Raw genomic sequence first — 17617 nt, forward strand, 5'->3', positions numbered from 1 at the left:
AAATCATGAACTGACTTTCGGCTGAATTACACCGGCAGCTATTCACTCTCTGCGTTCTTGAGCGTCAATGGTCAAAGTTTGCAACAGAACCATACGCCTAACCGCCTCCAGGATATCTCTGCTCGACCGGTCTCCTTTTTCCAGGTAACGGCCTCGTGCTCCTAAGTCCGCGAGGCTTCGAACGCCGCCCATGCTTTTTCGAAGGCGTCGAAATCGAACCCTGATGCGCGAGCGGGATCCAGGATCAGTTTTTCGGTTTCAAGGAGCTTGATGATCGCCCGTTCAAGCTCGTCCACCACCTCGGGCGGGATCACCAGAGCGCCATGCCGGTCGGCATGCACAAGGTCACCGTCCTTGACCGACAGGCCGAAGATCGTAACCGGCGTTCCAACCTCTTTCACGTGCACGAACCCGTGGCTTGGCCCGACAGACCCGGCAACCACCGGAAATTCATCCGGCAGGTCGCCGAGGTCCCGCATCACGCCGTTGGTCAGCGCACCGCTGATGCCAAAACCCTTGTGGACAGTCGTATTGATTTCACCCCAGTAGGCGCCAATGCAGTCGGGGTAATCCAAGTCTTCCACCACGGTCACGGCGGGACCGGTGCCTGCGGCCATGTGCCGGTAGTAATCCATACGACGCGCGCGGATCACGTCAGGTGCCTCGGCCGGTGGGTTCACGGCGGCAACCTTCGCGGTACGGGCATATCCCACCATCGCGCCCGCATCGGGATCAGAGCATAACATTGTGCCCCGGGTAAAATCATTGAAACCGCGCTTGCCTTGAGCCACTTCGATGGCGTTGCAAACGGTTGGCGTGTCGACCTTTTTCAGCAGGTTCAGCAGGGATTGGTTCATATCATCTCCAGCCAGCGGGTCAGGGCCGCCGTGGTTTGTTGCGGTTGTTCCAGAGTCGGCAGATGGCCGGCGTTTTCGATGATCTCCAACCGGCTCTGCGGCATCAGATCGTGCATCAACTCATGCCTTGAGACGGGGCACAGGGCATCGTCGCGCCCACAGAGAACCAGCGCTGCGCCGGTGAAGTCCCGCAGGGTATTGCTCTGATCAGGGCGATCACGCAGGGCTTTGGATTGATTGATGAAAACGTCCGGCCCAAGAACCATGGCCATATCCATGCACAAATCCAGAATGGCGGCGCGGCGCGGGCCGTCGGTCAGGTAGTTCGGCTTCATCTCTTCGGCCATCACCTTGCGCAGATTGCCGCGTTCGACGGCGTCGATCTGAGGGCCGCGTCTGGCCTTGACCTCGCCCAACTCTGCCAGTGGATTGGTGTCCATCAATGCCAACCCGGCCACACGGTCTGGGGCCTGCCGCAGGATTTCCATCGCCACGATGCCACCCATGGAGAGCCCGGCCATAGCAAAACGTTCGGGTGCATAGGCCAACACATCGGCAGCCAATGCCTGCATTGTGCCCTGCCCACCGATGGGTGCAGACAAGATCGGGTATTTGCCTGATAGCGCGTCGATCTGCGGGGTGAACAACCGCGCATCGCACATCATTCCGGGCAGGAGGATAAGCGGCGTCATTTGATCAGGGCAGCCCCTTCGGCAAGCGCGCCCAACTTGGCAAAGGCGATATCCGGATCGACTGCGCCAAAGCCTGCAAAGGTGCCAAAGCCGCAATCCGATCCGGCAATCACGCGTTCAGCGCCTACGATGATCGCAAACCGCTCAACACGTTGCGCGATCAGTTCCGGGTGTTCGACAAAGTTGGTCGTGGTGTCGACCACACCGGGTACCAGAACCTTGTCATCCGGTATTTCTTTCTTACGGTCACGGAACACTGTCCATTCATGCGCATGGCGTGGGTTCGAGGTTTCGAACAGAACATAGCGAGATTTGGTGGACATCAGCGTCGAAAACACCTTGTCCATGCCGATGTCACAGCAATGCGGACCCTCGTAATTGCCCCAGCAAATATGGACACGCACTTTGTCAGATGGGACGTTTTGCAGCGCGTAATTCAAGGCCTCGACATGCATATCGGCGATTTTCACGAACTCGTCGTCGGACAGATCGGTGAACAGCATATGGCGCGACAGGGCGAGATCCGGGCAATCCAGTTGCAAATCCAGACCGGCTGCAACAATCGTTTCGTACTCGTCCTTCATCGCATCGGCCAACGCGCCCAGATAGGCCTCACGCTTCGGATAGAAATCATTTTGCAGAAACAGGGAAATCACCCCGGGGCTGGCGGCGTTCATAAAGCCGCGCTTGACCCCGTGTTCGGCCATCGCAGCCTTGAGATTATCTATGTCCTTCTGCAATTCGCCCTGCCCTTTCGGGCGGACCTCGCCCACGCACATGGGCCGTGCATATTGCGGCGTTCCACCGTCATTCGCCAAACGTTGCAGAAAGCCCGGAAACATTTTGAGGTCCGCCGGCGCGTTGCGTGGGCTGTCTCCGGCAAAGCCGGTATAGCGGTCCTTTACATAAGTGGCATAGGAGATTTTTGAGGTCTCACCGTCCGAGACGATATCAACCCCGGCCTCGGCCTGTTTGCGCACGGTCTCGGACACGGCAGCGGTCATGCAAGCATCGAATGCGGCCTGATCGAACGGTTCCTCCCGCTCGCGCGCGAAGATGAAGTCAACAACCTCCTGACTACGCGGCAGACTTCCCACATGGGTGGTTGAAATGCGGGTCATGTATTCATCTCCCTTCAAATCTTTTTCCTGCGCCGGGCTGGAAACCCGGTGCAGGATGCGCTGAGCATGCCGCGATTGAAATCGGGGCACGCAATTTTGGCGTTATGCACCCGTCCAGGTCGCTCCAGCCGGATCGTCGGTGGCAGTGATACGATACAGACCCGCTTCGCCAGTCATCGACGGCTCGGCGCTGTAGCTTTCACCGGTCAGAACCAGCGCGGTATCGCCGTTGGACAGAGTGGTCTCGACCTCATTGATCTTGATGCGCCAATGGCCGCTGGCCGGCATCAGAACCACGGGTTTTTCCGCCATGACCTGTTCGGCAACGGCCGAACCGCGTGTCAGGAAATCAACCTCGAAACCGGGCTTGTCTTTGATCAGGCCATTTTCACCGATCACGACCGCAGGCTTGTCCGCCGATAGTGCCATCAGGTCCCAGTACCGGGCGACATATTTGCCGATCACCGCCTCAACGGGAACCTCGGGATAGGCTTTCAACTCCTCCTTGGTCAGCAAGGGCATGGGCTGCACGTTGTGCGGCAATTCCTCGCCCTTTTTGCTGTCATAGAGTACGCCGTTATTGCCCAGTACCAGGCCATGGGCCTGCGCGTCCTGAATAACTTGCGGAGCCCAGGTCACACCGCCACCGGCGTCATCGCCGCCCAGCATCGACATGATCATGCCATAGTCCTGGCCGACATTCTCGAACCCGCGGAAGATGCCGGTCGGGATGTTGAAGATATCTCCCTCTTCGGCGATAAATTCACCTGCGGTACCGTAGCGCCCCCAGAAGAACCGCCAACGGCCTTTGGCGACAAAGAACACCTCGGCGGTGGTGTGACTGTGCAGCGAGTTGCGGCATTTCGGCGGTTGCCCCGCCGCGCCGATGTTGAAGCCGATCTTATCGGTGATGTGGACGTGCTGGTCGGGGCTTTCGCTGACGCCGCCGCCAATGATGGTAAAGTTCTCTTTCTGGTCCGAGCCCGGTGTGTGGGCGTCGATGAACGCGGTTTTACAAGGTTTCAGTTCGCCATAACGGACGATGCGGCTTTCGATGGTACTCATATCTTGTCTCCTTTCGATTTGGGTTTGATCGGATCAAACCAAACCTCCCGGCGGGCGATTGTTCAGCCGCCGGGCGCGCAGGCTGGTGCGGTGGGCGTGGAACCTCCGCAACGCCTGCCCGGCATCCAGATTTGAGACACGGTACGACATTCTAGAGATCGCCGGTTTTCAGCAGAATCTGTTTCCAGATCGAGGTTTCGTCAAACAGGGTATATTCCTTGCGCAGACCCCGGGGACCAAACTCGGCCTGGCTGATGCCCAGAACAAAGACCTCGGCCCCGGTCGGAACGCCGAAAACGCCCCAGCCGTCATGCTTGCCGTGCAGCGTCCAGCGGATCGCGGCGCGCGGCGGCATCATCGGATCATCGCGGCCGATCTGGTGGTGAATCTTGAACTCGGCATTCGGGAACGAGGCGCGCAATCCCATCCAGAACCGATCCACCGGACCCCAGCTATGCCCCGTCGTGCCTCCAGGATATTCCGACAACACAGCCCGATCGTATTCCGCCTCGATCACGCCCATGTCAGCATTCATGATGCGGGACAGTATATCAGCGTATTTCTGGCCCCATTCATTATCATTTCCCCGCCCCTTGTAAGGGCCAGGCTTGTCGTTTGCAGGCGTGTAGGGTTGCACGCAAGCGTCAGGCCCACCCTCGCGTGCGATCAGATCGCGGGCATATTCCTTGGGATCCCAACCCATCTGCTGGACGATCGCACTCTGGTCGCGGATCAGCCATTCGTCGTTGATCTGGTTATTGATTGCGTGGCAGTCGGCTAGAATGCGATAAACCAGCTTTTTGCCGGTCGCGTTGCCATACACACCATCGCCCAAATGCGTTGCCGTGGACAGCAGGCGGTGTGACGACAGCATGCCCTCTTCCGGTGTGCCCGACCAGATCACATCCTCGCCAAGCAATGTACGGTCCGGAAACTCGGCAAGGGTCGCCATCGTGGCAGCGATAACCCCCTGATTGCCAACCACAACCGAACCAGGCGAACGCACTACGATATCCGGAGCGTAATAGTGGTTCAAAGTGGCAATGCCACGATCCTCCCAAATCTCTTTGGTGATCCCGATTATATAGTCGGGGAAATCTTTGAATTTGGGATCAAATCCCTTCATCTCTTCCATCCTTCAGGTATGCGGGCAGAGCCGCGGACAATAAGCGGTCCGTCAATCTCAACCCTGCGTGGGCGAGCATCGGAATCCTCAATCTTGCTGAGCAGAATATCCACCGTTTCCGCGACCATGCGGTTGGCGGGCTGTCGAATTGTGGTCAGGTTGTAGGCTGGCCATGAAGCGACGGTCACGTCGTCATACCCGATGACCGAAACATCGCCCGGAACTGTCAATCCCAACTCGAAACGCAAAGTATCTATCACGGATATAGCCATGTGATCATTGGCGACAAAAACAGCATCGGGCGGGTCGACTTCGAACATCTGTAGCGTGGCTTGCCGGGCTTCTTCGGCGACAAAATTTCCGACCTCGCGGGCGTGCAGGGTAACTCCGGCCTCCAGCAACGCCGAAACGAACCCGGTTTCGCGGTCACGCTGGGTCGATGCGCCTTCCCATCCGGCAATATAACCGATCTTCTTATGCCCGCCGGCCAACAGGAATTCGGCGGCCTTTCGCCCTCCGGCAACGTTGTCGGATGTAACCGATGACATGGAAGTGTCGTCTTGCGCCCGATTGAACAACACCATCGGCACGCCTGCGGTTCGGCAGCGGTCGGACAGATCCGACGACAACGCCACCGAAGCAGCAATGATCCCGTCGACTTGAAAGTCGAGTATTTCCTCGATCACGTTGTCTATATTGCCTGCCTGATGTGAGGCCATGAATATCAGCACGTGGTAGCCACGTTCCTGCAGCGTGTTTGTCAACCGTTCCAGTGCCTCGGGATAGAACTGATTGTTCAGATATGCCACTACGAGCCCGATGATCCGGCTTTTGCCAGACACCACAGCGCGGGCCAGTACATTCGGGCGATATCCCAGTTCTTTGGCAGCCTTGCGCACCTTTTCAATCGTTTTCTTGGACGCCGACGCGCCAGGCGTGAAAACCCGGCTGACTGCAGATTGGCTGACCCCTGCGAGACGGGCGACTTCCATGGATGTAACCTTGTGTGTCGCCATCAGTCCGCCGTCCAACCTCCGTCCACCATCAATGCCGTACCGGTCACCAATGCCGACGCATCTGAGGCCAGATAGACTACGGCCCCCATGATGTCTTCAATCTCTCCCGGGCGCCCCAGTTTTATCTTGTCCAGTATCCAGGCTCGCTTGTCCGGATCGTCGAACGTCGACTTTGTCAGATCTGTCAGGATGAAGGTGGGGCAGATCGTGTTGACCCGAATCTTCGAGGGTCCGAATTCCAGCGCCATCGCCTTAGAGAATCCTTCAACCGCGAATTTCGACGCGCAATACACGGCGCGCTCGCGACCGCCGACATGACCCATCTGACTTGAGATATTGATCAGCGAACCGGGGCGACCGGTGTCGAGTAGACCTTTGGCAACAGCTTGGGTCAGGAAATAGGCGCCTTTGACATTAACGCCCATGACCGCGTCAAAATCGTCCGGCTTGGTGTCTACTGCCTTGCTGTGGCGGGCAAGCCCGGCCGAGTTCACCAAAATATCGAATGGTCCGTTCTGCGCCACGGCCTCGGCAGTGGCTGCAACGTCTGAGACGTCCAGCTCAAGTGTCTTGGCTGACCATCCGCGCATTGACATCTCACTCGCGATATCTTGCAACGTGCCAGTGCGGCGCGCTGCCAACGTGACCTCAGCACCATGTTCCGCCAGCGCTACGGCACAGGCCATGCCGATGCCAGACGAGGCTCCGGCAACCAGCGCGCGCTTGCCGCCTAGGTTGAAACTGGGGGTGCTGGGGAATTGGGGCATATCAGACCTCGCCGACCGGGAACGGAATTGTGCCCGGAACACGTGCCTTGTTGAACTCGCGCAGGCGGGCAAAGACATCTACGCCCAGTTGGCGGTAGGCGTCCAGCAGATCGACCATAACCCAGTTCTCACGGATCAGCCCGTCTTCCAGCCGCCAGAAATCAAGGCTGCGCATCGTGATGCGTTTACCCGAAGGGGCAATGCCCATCCAGCCATCATGCGTGACGGTCTGGATCATATTCGGCCAGCCGGTGACCGCGGCATATTCGGCATCACCAAAGAAATGGTAAGTGATATCCTCGACGTATTTACCGCGGTCGGGCATGCCGTTCAGGAACGGAATCTGGTGCCAATTACGGAAGCCTGCGATGCCCCGCCCGGTGCCGATCCCGGCCGGACCGTACCAATTCATGCGAGGATGCCAGAACTTTTCCATCTCCATCACTTCGGGTCCACCCTGGCCGGGGTGTTTTTTCAGATGGTTCAGCATGTCGACGATATGATTGCACGAGACCTGAGATTTGGCCTCGTCCCATGGTCCGGGCACGATGCCGTCCAGCGTCGCCGGGCCGGGTGTGCAGAACTCCAACCCCAGTGACGGGGCCATCGGCCAGGCCTTCGCCTGCATCATCACTTCGGGAATGTCCCAAAGTGTCTGGATCTCGACAACCTTGCCATTTTCGAAGCGGTAGAATTCATGGAACCGCATATGGGCCAGGTGCCCTGTCGGTGGGATGTCCAGCCAGGGGACGACGAAAGTGCCAACGTAGTGGCCGCCGCAACCGACCCAATCATCGCCGTGTTCCGTAGGGCCGCCCATCACGATCCAGTCTCGTCGTTCCAGATCGGGCATGGATTTCAGCAGCGGCGCATAGCAGCTGTCGTAGAGCTCCTGCGGGCCGGTCAGATCCCCAAAGGGGTGCGGCATATGCACAACCGCATCCGGTGCGATCAGCGCATCCAACGCGGCACGCACACCGGATTCCTCAAAGTCGTACATCGCCGCCCGCAACGGGGCGATCAGCGCTTTGTTCTCTGAATGGGCGTCGCTCATACCGCAGCCTCTCGGTAAGGGGCACCTTCGCCGTAAGGCACGTTGATCCCGCCGTAGCGGCGCACGCGGATGTTGCATTGTTCGGCATGGCCGACAAACCCTTCCAGCATGCAAAGCCGCGAACCGTATTCGCCGATCATCGTTGCTGCCTCATCAGTGACGATCTTCTGATAGCTGTGCGTTTTCATGAACTTGCCGACCCAAAGCCCGCCGGTATAACGCCCGGCTTTCTTGGTTGGCAGGGTGTGGTTAGTACCGATCACCTTATCGCCGTTTGCTACATTGGTGCGTGGCCCAAGGAACAACGCGCCGTAGCAGGTCATGTTTTCCAGAAACCAGTCGTCGCGATCCGTCATCACCTGCACATGCTCGGATGCGATGTCATCCGCCACTTGCAACATCTCATCATACGTATCGCAAACGATGACCTCGCCATATTCCTCCCAGCTGGTCTTGGCGGTGCCGGCAGTGGGCAGGATACCGAGGATACGGTCGATCTCGCTCAGTGTGCCTTCGGCCAGTTTGCGCGAGTTGGTGACCAGAACGCAGGGGCTGTTATAGCCATGCTCGGCCTGCCCCAACAGATCGGTCGCGCAAAGCTCGGCATCCGCAGCAGTTTCATCGGCGATGACCATGGTCTCGGTCGGACCAGCGAAAAGGTCGATACCGACGCGACCAAAGAGCTGGCGCTTGGCTTCGGCTACAAAGGCGTTGCCGGGGCCGACCAGCATGTGAACCGGATTGATGGTTTCGGTACCGATCGCCATGGCGCCGATGGCCTGGATGCCGCCCATGACATAGATCTCATGCGCGCCGCCCAGATGCATGGCCGCAATCACGGCAGCATTCGGTTTGCCCTGAAACGGCGGGGTGCAGGCGATGATACGCGGCACCCCAGCGACTTTTGCGGTTGCGACCGACATATGCGCCGAAGCCACCATCGGAAACTTGCCACCCGGCACGTAGCAACCCACCGACTGCACCGGAATATTCTTGTGACCCAGAATAACGCCGGGAAGCGTTTCAACTTCGATATCCAGCATCGAGTCTCTCTGCGCCTGCGCGAAGTTCATCACCTGTTTCTGTGCGAACTTGATGTCGGCAAGCTCGCGTTCGGTCAGCGACGCGATCAGGTCGTCGATCTGCTGCTGGCTCAGGCGGAAACTCTCAGGTGAATAGTTGTCGAATTTCTCCGATAACTCGCGCACTGCTGCGTCACCGCGAGTTTCGATATCTTTCAGCGTCGTCTCGACGACAGCGCGTGTTTTGGCATCGTCTTCGACCCGGTCAGCTTCGGGTTTGCCGCGTTTCAGATATTCAATTGCCATTGTCCTAATCCTCAATTGTCGGGCCGGGGCGGAGTTTTCTCTCCCCGGTCAAATGTTTCCCAGCCTTCACCATTGAACAGATCAACGCCAAGCTGCGCGGCGACATGGGCAAAATCGACATTCACCCAGTTGTCGACGATTTTGCCATCGACGACTTTCCAGAAATCCATATATCGAATCTCGACTCGCTTGCCGGTGGGCGCGATGCCCAGGAATTCACCGGAATGGGTCGCTTCCTGACGGCCAAAAGCCGCAGCCCATTCGCCCATGTAAAGCCTGGCCTCATCGATGCAGGTCTTGTCGGAAAACGCAGCCTGAAACGGGCGTTGCCAGTTTTCCTGAAATTCCTTGAGCCCGGTCTTTGTGCCGCAACCCTGATTGCCCAACCAGCGGAACCCTTCCGAGAAAAATTCTCCAATATCGTCGATGCGGTGGTCGTTCAAACCATCGACCATCCCTTCGATCACGGCGCGGGTCTCGTCGGTTTTACTCATATCCGTGTCGCGTGTCAGCACGGCTTGTTCGGGGCGGGAGCCCTTCATGTCTCTCTTCCTTTTGTTAGTACCAAGGGGGGTTCTGTGCGGACGGGGAGGGTCAATCAGCCGTCAGAAAATCCCTTGGCATCCGGTTGAGCGCCGGGTGGCGCCCAACGGCGTTATGTCTTGCAGATGCACTCATCAGCCCTTGACCGCCCCTGCCGTCAGACCGCTGACGATCTGGCGCTGGAAGAACAGGATCAGGACAAACAGTGGGGCGGTGGCAGAAACCACGGCCGCGACCGCGTACATGACCTTGCCTTCAACCTGGGTGGTGCCCATGAAGCTGTTGATGGCGGGAATGATGGTCTCATTCTCTTCACTCAGAAGCATCACGGCCACGGTAAAGTCGTTATAGGCCAGCAGGAAACTGAACAGGCCGGTGGTGATCACGCCGGGCCACATGACCGGTACGATTACATGCCGGAAAGCCTGGAACCGGGTACAGCCATCAACCATGGCGCTTTCGTCCATGTCCTTGGGGATGTTCTTGAAGAACGAGTGCAGCATCCACAGGGTAAAGGGCTGGTTAATCGCCACAAGCACGATGATGGTGGTCGGCAGGATGCCCCAGACATTCCACTCGAAGAACCACAGCAGGTAACCCGAGACCAACGTCATATGCGGCATGGCGCGGAACACCAGTGCGGCCATCAAGATCCAGAAGGCATAGCGGAAACCGGACCGCGCCAATGCGTAACCCCCGAGGGTTCCGAAGGTCAGCGAGATGAGCACGGTGAAGAAAACTACGATGCCGGTGTTCTTGAAGTTGAACCAGAAATCCTCCAGCACCCATGCCCCGTGATAGCCGGCGCCGGTAAAGGCGCTGCCGGTTTGCTCGATCGTGTTGGCACCGGTCAAGGCGTTCATCCAGTCGGCCTTGGACAAGAAGTCTGCCTGCACCTTGAAGCTACCCCAAAAGGTCCAGAAGAACGGGAAGGCGGCAATTATCAGCCAGAGGGCCACGAAGCCGTAAGAGAACAGCTTTAGCGGGGTCATGCGGGATTGTGCTTTGGTCGCCATGTCGTGTCCTCAGTGAGATTTACGGGTGAAGTCGCGCCAGGTGCGAACAAGCACCGGTGACATCAGGATGACCGCAAGGATGATGGTAATCAGCGAAGTCGCGCCTGCTGACGCATAGAGCGGATTGCCGCTTTCGCGCAGGTCATTGTAGATGATCCAGCTGAGCGACTGTGCGTGAGCTTCGGCCTTGAAGCTGACGATCGGCTCAAAAACCCGGAAGTTGTCCATGATCAGCATGAGTGTCACAAACGAAACCAGCGGCATCAGATGCGGAACAATCACGTGGATCAAGCGCTGCCACTTCGTCGCGCCATCGATCTGTGCCGCTTCCATCGTATCATCGGGAACGGTTTGCAGACCCGCGTAGAAGGTGATGAAACTGAACGGCAGGGTATGCCACACACCGTAGACCATCAGCATGGTCCATGTCAGCGCCGTCGAAGCTTTCAGGCTCAGTGACGGATCATTGAATATGCGCTGAATGGTGGCACCAATGACGCCGTCGCCATCGACCATCCAGAACAGGATCAATGAGCCAACCAGCGGAGTAACGAGAAACGGCAGTAGCGAGATGAAAATCGCAACGCCTTTGAGCGCGCGGGGCAGATTATTGACACCTACGGCAATCGCCAACCCCAGGGCCAGAACCAACGGCGTAACAATAAAGGTGTAGGCCAAAGTAAATGTCAGGGCGCTGTAGAACGGCAGGTTATACACCTGCGCCCAGAAGTCACCCAAGCTGTCAGAATTCGCCCAAGCCTCTCCGATCTCGGCAAAAGCCAGGTGTGAACGGTTGATATATGTGCCCAAACCATTGAAACGGCCCAGAGGTTGCTCTGCGCGCAGCTTTGCAGTCGCCTCTGTGTCAACCGTAGTGGTTGGGGTGCATCCGAACGGTCCACAACTTTCAGAAACCAGCAGAACCTGCTCGTGCTCGACAAAGAGCGATTGGACGAAAACCGAGACGATCGGCAGAGCAATGAACAGGATCATTGCGGAAAGCGTTGGCAGTATGAACCAGAAAAAGGTGCGGTGCTTCATGGCGTACGTCCCAATCTTTAGTCCGGAAAAAAGATGAGGGGGCTGGATGCGCCCCCTCAGGCCGGGGAGTGTTACTTGAGAAAGCCAGCTTCTTTAGCCGAGGTCCTGTAAGCGGCTTCGACATCCGCCAACGCCTGTTCAGCGCTTTCATCACCCTTCAGAAAATCCGCGAGTTCCGCACCAAGTGCTGCATGCAGCAGGCCAATTTGCGGGATCATCGGATAAGGCTTTGCACCACCTTTAACGGTTGCCGAAACACCCGCCGCAGCCGGTCCCGGCTGGAACCCTTCAAGCAGCCAGACGGCATCATCATTGTTCGCAGCCACCATTTCCGGGGTCAGGGCGCTGATCAGCGCGGCAAAAGTTGCTTCGGCCTCTTCGTCCGACACGTTGGATGCAATGGTAATACCGTCCCACCACAGCGTGGCAGAAGGGATCGATCCGCCGCCAACAGTCGGTGCCGCAGACAAAACCGTATTCGAGGTCACCTCCTCGGTGGACCCTTCATCATCAAGAATTGGTGCGCCACGCGAACCCCACATGACCGCGAGAGCCGCCTGACCGGATTCCCACAGACCCTGCGTTTCGTTCGACGCGTGGGTCAGGTGGTCGGGGTGGGCGTACTCCGCCAGAGCCTTCATGACTTCCAGTGCTGCCGCACCTTTTTCGTTGTTGATCGACGGCTCGGCCGAACCGGGTACAAAGAACTCGCCGCCATGACCGAGATAGATCATGTTGAACACCTCGGCCAGATTCCATCCGGTCTGAAGGTTCATTGCGATCGGATGTTCCATGATTCCAGCGGCGCGGATTTTTTCGGCAGCCTCCAGAACCTCTTCATAGGTTGCCGGGATGCCCTCAAAGCCAGCCTGTTCCAGAATATCCTTGCGTGAGAACAAGTGCTGCGAGTTGGCCATGAAGGCCACGGCCATGACGTTGCCATCAATGGTGATCAGCAGGTTCGGCGGAATGCTGTCCTTGTATTTTTCAACCAGATCATTCAGCGGCCGCACCAAACCGTCGTTCATCAGTTGGGTCAACGTCGAGTTGGCCAGGATCACCGATGTATATTCCGACGGATTTGGCGTCAGAGCGGCGTTCATGATCGAACGCGCTTCGGTGGTGTGGTTGGTGTTGAATTCAGCTGCAGCCCCACCACAATTGGCTTCAGCGGCTCCCGCGACTGCGTGGATTGCCGGGAAGTCGCTGGCGAGGATTCGAATGGATTGACCTTCCGGGCCACATTCGGCGGCGTAAGCTGCCGAACCCATCAGACCTACAAAAGCGGTTGCTGTAGCGATTTTTCTAAGGAACATTTCTGTCTCCCTGTTTTTCTGAGTTTTTTGAGTGCGTGGCCCGTTCACGCATGAGTTTCTAACGCCGGGGTTTGTCCCCGATCATAAAGCGGGGCCGTGTTCAGATCCGGGCACCCGTCTTGCCGTCAAACAAATGGCAGATTTCAGCTGGAACCGAGATTGAAACCATGTCGTCGATCTCTGCTCGGAAATTCTTGTCGGCTTTCACCGATACCAGGGCACCGCCGACACGAACAGAAATCATAGTGGCATCGCCCAGCAATTCCTGCGTGTAGATAGGGGCGTTGATTTGCCCCTGTCCTTCGGCGGCAAGGCCGGCGTCTTCGGCCCGGAAGCCCAATGTCATCGGGCCGTCCGGAGCGTTCAGCCCCGTGATTTCGACGTTTTTGGCCGTGAAAGTGCCACTTTGAACCTCACCTTCCATTAGGTTCATTGCCGGATTGCCGATAAAGCTGGCCACAAAGGTGTTGGCTGGGGTGTCGTAAATCTCGGTCGGGCTGCCAACCTGCTGTACAACGCCCTGTTTCATGACAACCACACGATCGGCCAGCGTCATCGCTTCGATCTGGTCATGGGTCACATAGATCGTGGTCACCGCCAGTTCATGGCTGAGGTTCTTGATCTGCGCACGGGTGGAAACGCGCAGCTTTGCGTCGAGGTTCGACAGCGGCTCATCCATCAGGAACACGTTCGGTTCGCGTACGATTGCACGGGCAAGCGCAACACGCTGACGCTGACCGCCCGACAATTCTGCGGGCTTGCGGTGCAGGAAGTCGTCCAGTTCGACCATGGCGGAGGCGCGGCGCACTTTCTCGTCATGCGTGGACGGGTCGATGCCGCGAACCTTCAACGGAAACCGAATGTTCTCATAAACGTTCATGTTCGGATAAAGAGCATACGACTGGAACACCATCGCGACATCACGATCCTTGGGCTCCATGTCGTTGACACGGGTGCCGTCGATCAGAATGTCACCTTCGCTGGCATCTTCCAGACCGGCGATCATGCGCATGGTCGTCGTTTTGCCACAGCCTGACGGGCCGAGAAGAACCAGAAATTCCTTGTCGGAAATCGTCAGGTCGAAATTGTCGACCCCCACAAACGAACCCCAACGCTTCCCAACGTTGCGAAGTTGAATCTCGGCCATTGAGTCCCTCCCTGTGGGTCGCCGTGCATACGTTTGCAAAAAGCATAGACAACAAAAGAAACATCTGGCAAGCTTTTTTTGCAAACGCATGCAAAAGCGCGCCTCACCCACCCCGAAGACCGCTTGATTTCAGCGGTTAGAGCACTGAAAGAAAATGATAATGTCTTATCAAGCCCAAAAAACAGTCGTTCTCGATAACTACAAGGTGCTCAGCAAGGCCGACGAATCAGCTCTTACTGGCGCGCTGTCAGAATTCTGTGCCGAAGACTACATTTGGCGCGGGTTCCATCCGTTTGATGAGTTGCGTGGCGCCGAAGACGTGGCGCAGAATTTCTGGCGCCCACTGAAGCACAGCTTGCAGGGCATGCAGCGTCGGATGGACGTGTTCATGGCCGGCAAAAACGAGATGGACGGGTTCACCTCGGTCTGGGTTGTTTCTATGGGGCACCTCATGGGTCTGTTCGACAATGCATGGCTGGGCATCGCCCCAACAGGCAAGATGGCGTTTCTGCGCTACTGCGAGTTCAACAAGGTCGAGAACGGCAAAATCACCGAGACGGCGATGTATTTCGACATCCCTCATCTAATGATGCAGGCCGGGCTTCAGCCGTTCCCGCCGCAGACCGCGGCCCATCTGGTTCAACCCGGGCCGATGACGCATGACGGGCTAATGTTCAGCCCCCAGCCCGCCGAAGTGGGTGAGAAAACGCTGGGCGCGATAAATGCCATGATTTCCGATCTCGGCCAATGGAAAAGCGGCCTGAGCCTTGAGGACGAACTGCGCCAGACATGGAGCGAAGACATGATCTGGTGGGGGCCCGCCGGGATCGGTGCGACCTATACGATCGAGCGCTATGCAAAGCAGCACTCGGGCGTGTTCCGCGCATCCTTCACCGACCGTTCAAAGACCAAACACATTTGCCGCATGGCTGAGGGTCACTATGGCGGCTTTTTCGGCTGGCCGAATTTCACCGCCCGTCCGACAGGTGGATTTATGGGCATGCCGGCCACCGAAAAGCCCGGTGAATTCCGCGTGATCGACATCTATCGGCGCGAGGGCGACAAGCTGGCCGAAAACTGGATCTTTATCGACCTGCTGCATTTCTGGAAACAACAGGGTGTCGATATTTTGGGACGCATGGCGGAAGTACCGCGGACATGACCGACTGGATCGACGCGCATCACCACCTTTGGGACCTTGAGGCGGTGCACTATCCGTGGCTGATGGCACGCGGAGTGGAAAGGTTCTTTGGCGACCCGAAGCTGATTCAGCGAGACTATATGCTGCGCGAGTTCCGATCCGAAGCCGCACCCTGCGGCGTCGGTGCTTCGGTCCATATCCAGGTGGGGGCCGAAAACGGTCTGCACGAAGCCCGGTGGGTCCAAAGCGTTGCCGATGCCAATCCAGACTGGCCAATGGCGCAGGTTGTGTTCTGTGACCTGACCTCGACCGACCTGTCCGCCCAGTTTGACACGTTTCAGGCCCTTCCGACTGTGCGTGGCGTGCGCCAGATCGTTGGCCGCGCACCCGGTGAGGACGCGCAGACAGGCACCAATACCCTACTGGACGATCCGCGATTTCTGGACGGGCTGCAGGAGGCCGGGCGGCGCGGTCTCAGCTTTGATCTGCAGCTCATCCCTGAGTTGATGCAGAAAACGGCTGGGGTACTGGCGCAGGCACCGGACACCCGGGTTGCGCTGTGTCACGCAGGCTCACCGCATGACCGCAGCCCGGCGGGCCTGAAGGAATGGGCTCAAAGACTGCGCGCGTTGTCCGATCTGCCGCATGTCTCATGCAAGCTCTCCGGTCTGGGCATGTTCGATCACAACTGGACGCCTGACAGCATTCGCCCGATTGTCGAGACCTGTCTTGACCAATTCGGACATGAGAGGGTCATGTTTGGCTCAAATTTCCCGGTCGATAAGCTCTACGGCGATTACGCCTCTCTGAAGCAGGCTTACCACCATCTGGTGCCCGCTGAGGTGCATTCGGCGGTGTTCCGTGAGACCGCAGCACGTTTCTATGATCTTGAGGTGCCCCGAGATTGATGTTCACCTTTGAAACCACGGTGAAGCCTGAATGGATCGACTATAACGGCCATATGCAAGACGCCTATTACGGGTTAGTATTCAGCCACGCCGTCGATGCAATGCAGGACGAGGTCGGGTTCGATGCTGAATATCGCGCGCACACCGGGTGCACGATTTACCTGCTTGAAGACCACAAATATTATCTGAAGGAAGTGAAGGAAGCCGACCATCTTCGAGTCGAAACGCGTATTCTGAATTGTGATGAAAAGCGCTTTCACTTGCATATGGAAATGCTCAGAGACGGTGATCTCGCAGCGGTCGGTGAATTCGTAGAGCTTCACGTCCAGCAAAAACCAAGCCCTCATGCGGTACCGATACCGGATGAGATTCTGCAGCGTTTGCAGTCAGCAACGCTGTCGTCTGTCGATGCGGTAGACCTAAAGCACCGTTCACGTTCGATGACGATCGCGCGCAATGCACGCTCAACGTGATACCCGCACACGAGAAAGAATGACCCTCCTCCGCTGAAGTGGTCCACTGGAATGGTTAGGAAAACGCCGGAACCATTTGGCGAACAAGAGACCGTCCCCGGCGTGACCCCGTGGAATAAGCTCTGAACGAGGACAACAGTGAAAGGCCGTACCAACCTAATCATATGTTTGCGGTCAAACCGAAGCTTACTAGAAAAAAAGCGCCTGAGGTCACCAATACTGTATCTTCGGATCGACCCAGCTTAGCGTAGGCAAGGGCTTTTTATTTCGCGGCCATGACCTCCACTTCGACTTTGAACTCTTCCCGTGTGAACCCTGAAACGATCAGCAAGGTTGAGCTTGGGACACGCCCGGTTCCGGCCAGAAATTCGTCCCGTGCACGCATATAATCAGCCATGTATTCACGGCTGGTTACGTAAGCTGAAATATGGGCGACATCGGAGGGTTCCATTTTTCCATCGCGCAGGATTTCGCGGATGCTTTCGAAACAAATCACGGCCTGTTCATAGCAACTTTCCGGGATCGAATCATCGGTCCGGATACCGAGCTGACCAGAGGTGACAACCATTCGTTTCTCAGCCGGTATCTCGGTGCCATGGACATAATTACCAAATGGAGGTCGAATAGACTTTGGCATTAAGGTTTTCATTTTGTTGCTCAATTTCAGATCACACAAAAGGCTTGCAAGATAGCTGTTAGTTTGCAAGCCTAAAAAAACTCTCTGGCACAGATCAATATCAGGGCCACGCAAACCAATTCTCTGAAGGAGGGAGAATATGGCACCGCGTGTCCTTTTGGTGCGCCATGGCGATGAGCCTAACGATGACCGAGTAGTCACCTGGCTGGCTGCAAACGGCTATGAAGCCGTAACACGCAAACCCTTTTCCGGGGACCGTCTGGATAATGTCGGCGAGGTGGCTTTGTCGCATTCTTTTCTGAAGTCTGAATGCGGTTCGAAACTTGCTGTGTTTAGATGGCTAGTTCCGCAAACTGCTTGAACGGACAG

At 57.1% G+C, this 17617-nt stretch carries 19 protein-coding genes; 4 read left to right on the forward strand and 15 right to left on the reverse strand.

What is annotated here, in order from left to right:
• Nucleotides 1-161: 161 nt before the first annotated feature.
• The 14 genes from ACR0IV_RS21485 to ACR0IV_RS21550 form a co-directional block, all read right to left on the reverse strand.
• Entirely contained in the window at nt 162-857 is a 696-nt protein-coding gene (locus tag ACR0IV_RS21485) for an RraA family protein (protein WP_480661113.1), read from the reverse strand.
• Nucleotides 854-1549, reverse strand: coding sequence for an alpha/beta fold hydrolase (locus tag ACR0IV_RS21490; protein ID WP_480661110.1), 696 nt, complete (start codon nt 1547-1549; stop codon nt 854-856). The genes ACR0IV_RS21485 and ACR0IV_RS21490 overlap by 4 nt, the downstream gene beginning before the upstream one ends.
• The gene (locus ACR0IV_RS21495) at nt 1546-2670 is read right to left on the reverse strand and encodes a cobalamin-independent methionine synthase II family protein (RefSeq protein WP_480661108.1); all 1125 of its coding nucleotides are present in this window, start codon (nt 2668-2670) and stop codon (nt 1546-1548) included. Before ACR0IV_RS21495 ends, ACR0IV_RS21490 begins: the two co-directional genes overlap by 4 nt.
• Nucleotides 2671-2772: 102 nt before the next feature.
• Nucleotides 2773-3735, reverse strand: coding sequence for a cupin domain-containing protein (locus tag ACR0IV_RS21500; RefSeq protein WP_480661106.1), 963 nt, complete (start codon nt 3733-3735; stop codon nt 2773-2775).
• Between the two features lie 151 nt (nt 3736-3886).
• Nucleotides 3887-4861: a nuclear transport factor 2 family protein gene (locus ACR0IV_RS21505; RefSeq protein WP_480661104.1), complete on the reverse strand. Its 975-nt coding sequence runs from the start codon at nt 4859-4861 to the stop codon at nt 3887-3889.
• Nucleotides 4858-5877, reverse strand: coding sequence for a LacI family DNA-binding transcriptional regulator (locus ACR0IV_RS21510; RefSeq protein WP_480661102.1), 1020 nt, complete (start codon nt 5875-5877; stop codon nt 4858-4860). The genes ACR0IV_RS21505 and ACR0IV_RS21510 overlap by 4 nt, the downstream gene beginning before the upstream one ends.
• Nucleotides 5877-6644, reverse strand: a complete 768-nt coding sequence (locus ACR0IV_RS21515; protein ID WP_480661100.1) for an SDR family NAD(P)-dependent oxidoreductase — start codon at nt 6642-6644, stop codon at nt 5877-5879. Before ACR0IV_RS21515 ends, ACR0IV_RS21510 begins: the two co-directional genes overlap by 1 nt.
• 1 nt (nt 6645) lies before the next feature.
• Nucleotides 6646-7698 (reverse strand): ester cyclase, encoded by a 1053-nt coding sequence (locus ACR0IV_RS21520; RefSeq protein ID WP_480661098.1) that lies wholly within the window; start codon nt 7696-7698, stop codon nt 6646-6648.
• Entirely contained in the window at nt 7695-9026 is a 1332-nt protein-coding gene (hisD, locus tag ACR0IV_RS21525) for a histidinol dehydrogenase (RefSeq protein ID WP_480661096.1), read from the reverse strand. Before hisD ends, ACR0IV_RS21520 begins: the two co-directional genes overlap by 4 nt.
• 11 nt (nt 9027-9037) lie before the next feature.
• The gene (locus ACR0IV_RS21530) at nt 9038-9568 is read right to left on the reverse strand and encodes an ester cyclase (protein WP_170742331.1); all 531 of its coding nucleotides are present in this window, start codon (nt 9566-9568) and stop codon (nt 9038-9040) included.
• Between the two features lie 135 nt (nt 9569-9703).
• The gene (locus ACR0IV_RS21535) at nt 9704-10585 is read right to left on the reverse strand and encodes a carbohydrate ABC transporter permease (RefSeq protein WP_170525366.1); all 882 of its coding nucleotides are present in this window, start codon (nt 10583-10585) and stop codon (nt 9704-9706) included.
• 9 nt (nt 10586-10594) lie between these two features.
• Nucleotides 10595-11626, reverse strand: a complete 1032-nt coding sequence (locus ACR0IV_RS21540) for a carbohydrate ABC transporter permease (protein ID WP_480661094.1) — start codon at nt 11624-11626, stop codon at nt 10595-10597.
• Between the two features lie 71 nt (nt 11627-11697).
• Nucleotides 11698-12942 (reverse strand): ABC transporter substrate-binding protein, encoded by a 1245-nt coding sequence (locus ACR0IV_RS21545; protein WP_480661092.1) that lies wholly within the window; start codon nt 12940-12942, stop codon nt 11698-11700.
• A 100-nt stretch (nt 12943-13042) separates the two neighbouring features.
• On the reverse strand, nt 13043-14089 hold the full coding sequence (locus ACR0IV_RS21550; protein WP_480661090.1) for an ABC transporter ATP-binding protein: 1047 nt from the start codon (nt 14087-14089) through the stop codon (nt 13043-13045).
• Between the two features lie 160 nt (nt 14090-14249).
• Between ACR0IV_RS21550 and ACR0IV_RS21555 the strand changes: the two genes are divergently transcribed.
• The 3 genes from ACR0IV_RS21555 to ACR0IV_RS21565 are packed head-to-tail and all read left to right on the forward strand — an operon-like array spanning nt 14250 to nt 16611.
• A complete protein-coding gene (locus ACR0IV_RS21555; protein ID WP_480661088.1) occupies nt 14250-15251 on the forward strand; it encodes an ester cyclase in 1002 nt (333 codons plus the stop codon).
• Nucleotides 15248-16138, forward strand: a complete 891-nt coding sequence (locus ACR0IV_RS21560; protein WP_480661086.1) for an amidohydrolase family protein — start codon at nt 15248-15250, stop codon at nt 16136-16138. The genes ACR0IV_RS21555 and ACR0IV_RS21560 overlap by 4 nt, the downstream gene beginning before the upstream one ends.
• The gene (locus tag ACR0IV_RS21565; protein WP_480661084.1) at nt 16138-16611 is read left to right on the forward strand and encodes a thioesterase family protein; all 474 of its coding nucleotides are present in this window, start codon (nt 16138-16140) and stop codon (nt 16609-16611) included. Before ACR0IV_RS21560 ends, ACR0IV_RS21565 begins: the two co-directional genes overlap by 1 nt.
• 262 nt (nt 16612-16873) lie before the next feature.
• Here ACR0IV_RS21565 and ACR0IV_RS21570 read toward each other — a convergent pair whose 3' ends face one another.
• Nucleotides 16874-17260: a RidA family protein gene (locus tag ACR0IV_RS21570; protein WP_480734440.1), complete on the reverse strand. Its 387-nt coding sequence runs from the start codon at nt 17258-17260 to the stop codon at nt 16874-16876.
• A gap of 127 nt (nt 17261-17387) precedes the next feature.
• Between ACR0IV_RS21570 and ACR0IV_RS21575 the strand changes: the two genes are divergently transcribed.
• The gene (locus ACR0IV_RS21575; RefSeq protein ID WP_480661080.1) at nt 17388-17609 is read left to right on the forward strand and encodes a hypothetical protein; all 222 of its coding nucleotides are present in this window, start codon (nt 17388-17390) and stop codon (nt 17607-17609) included.
• Nucleotides 17610-17617: the final 8 nt, after the last annotated feature.

The organism is Ruegeria sp. C2 (assembly GCF_056537765.1).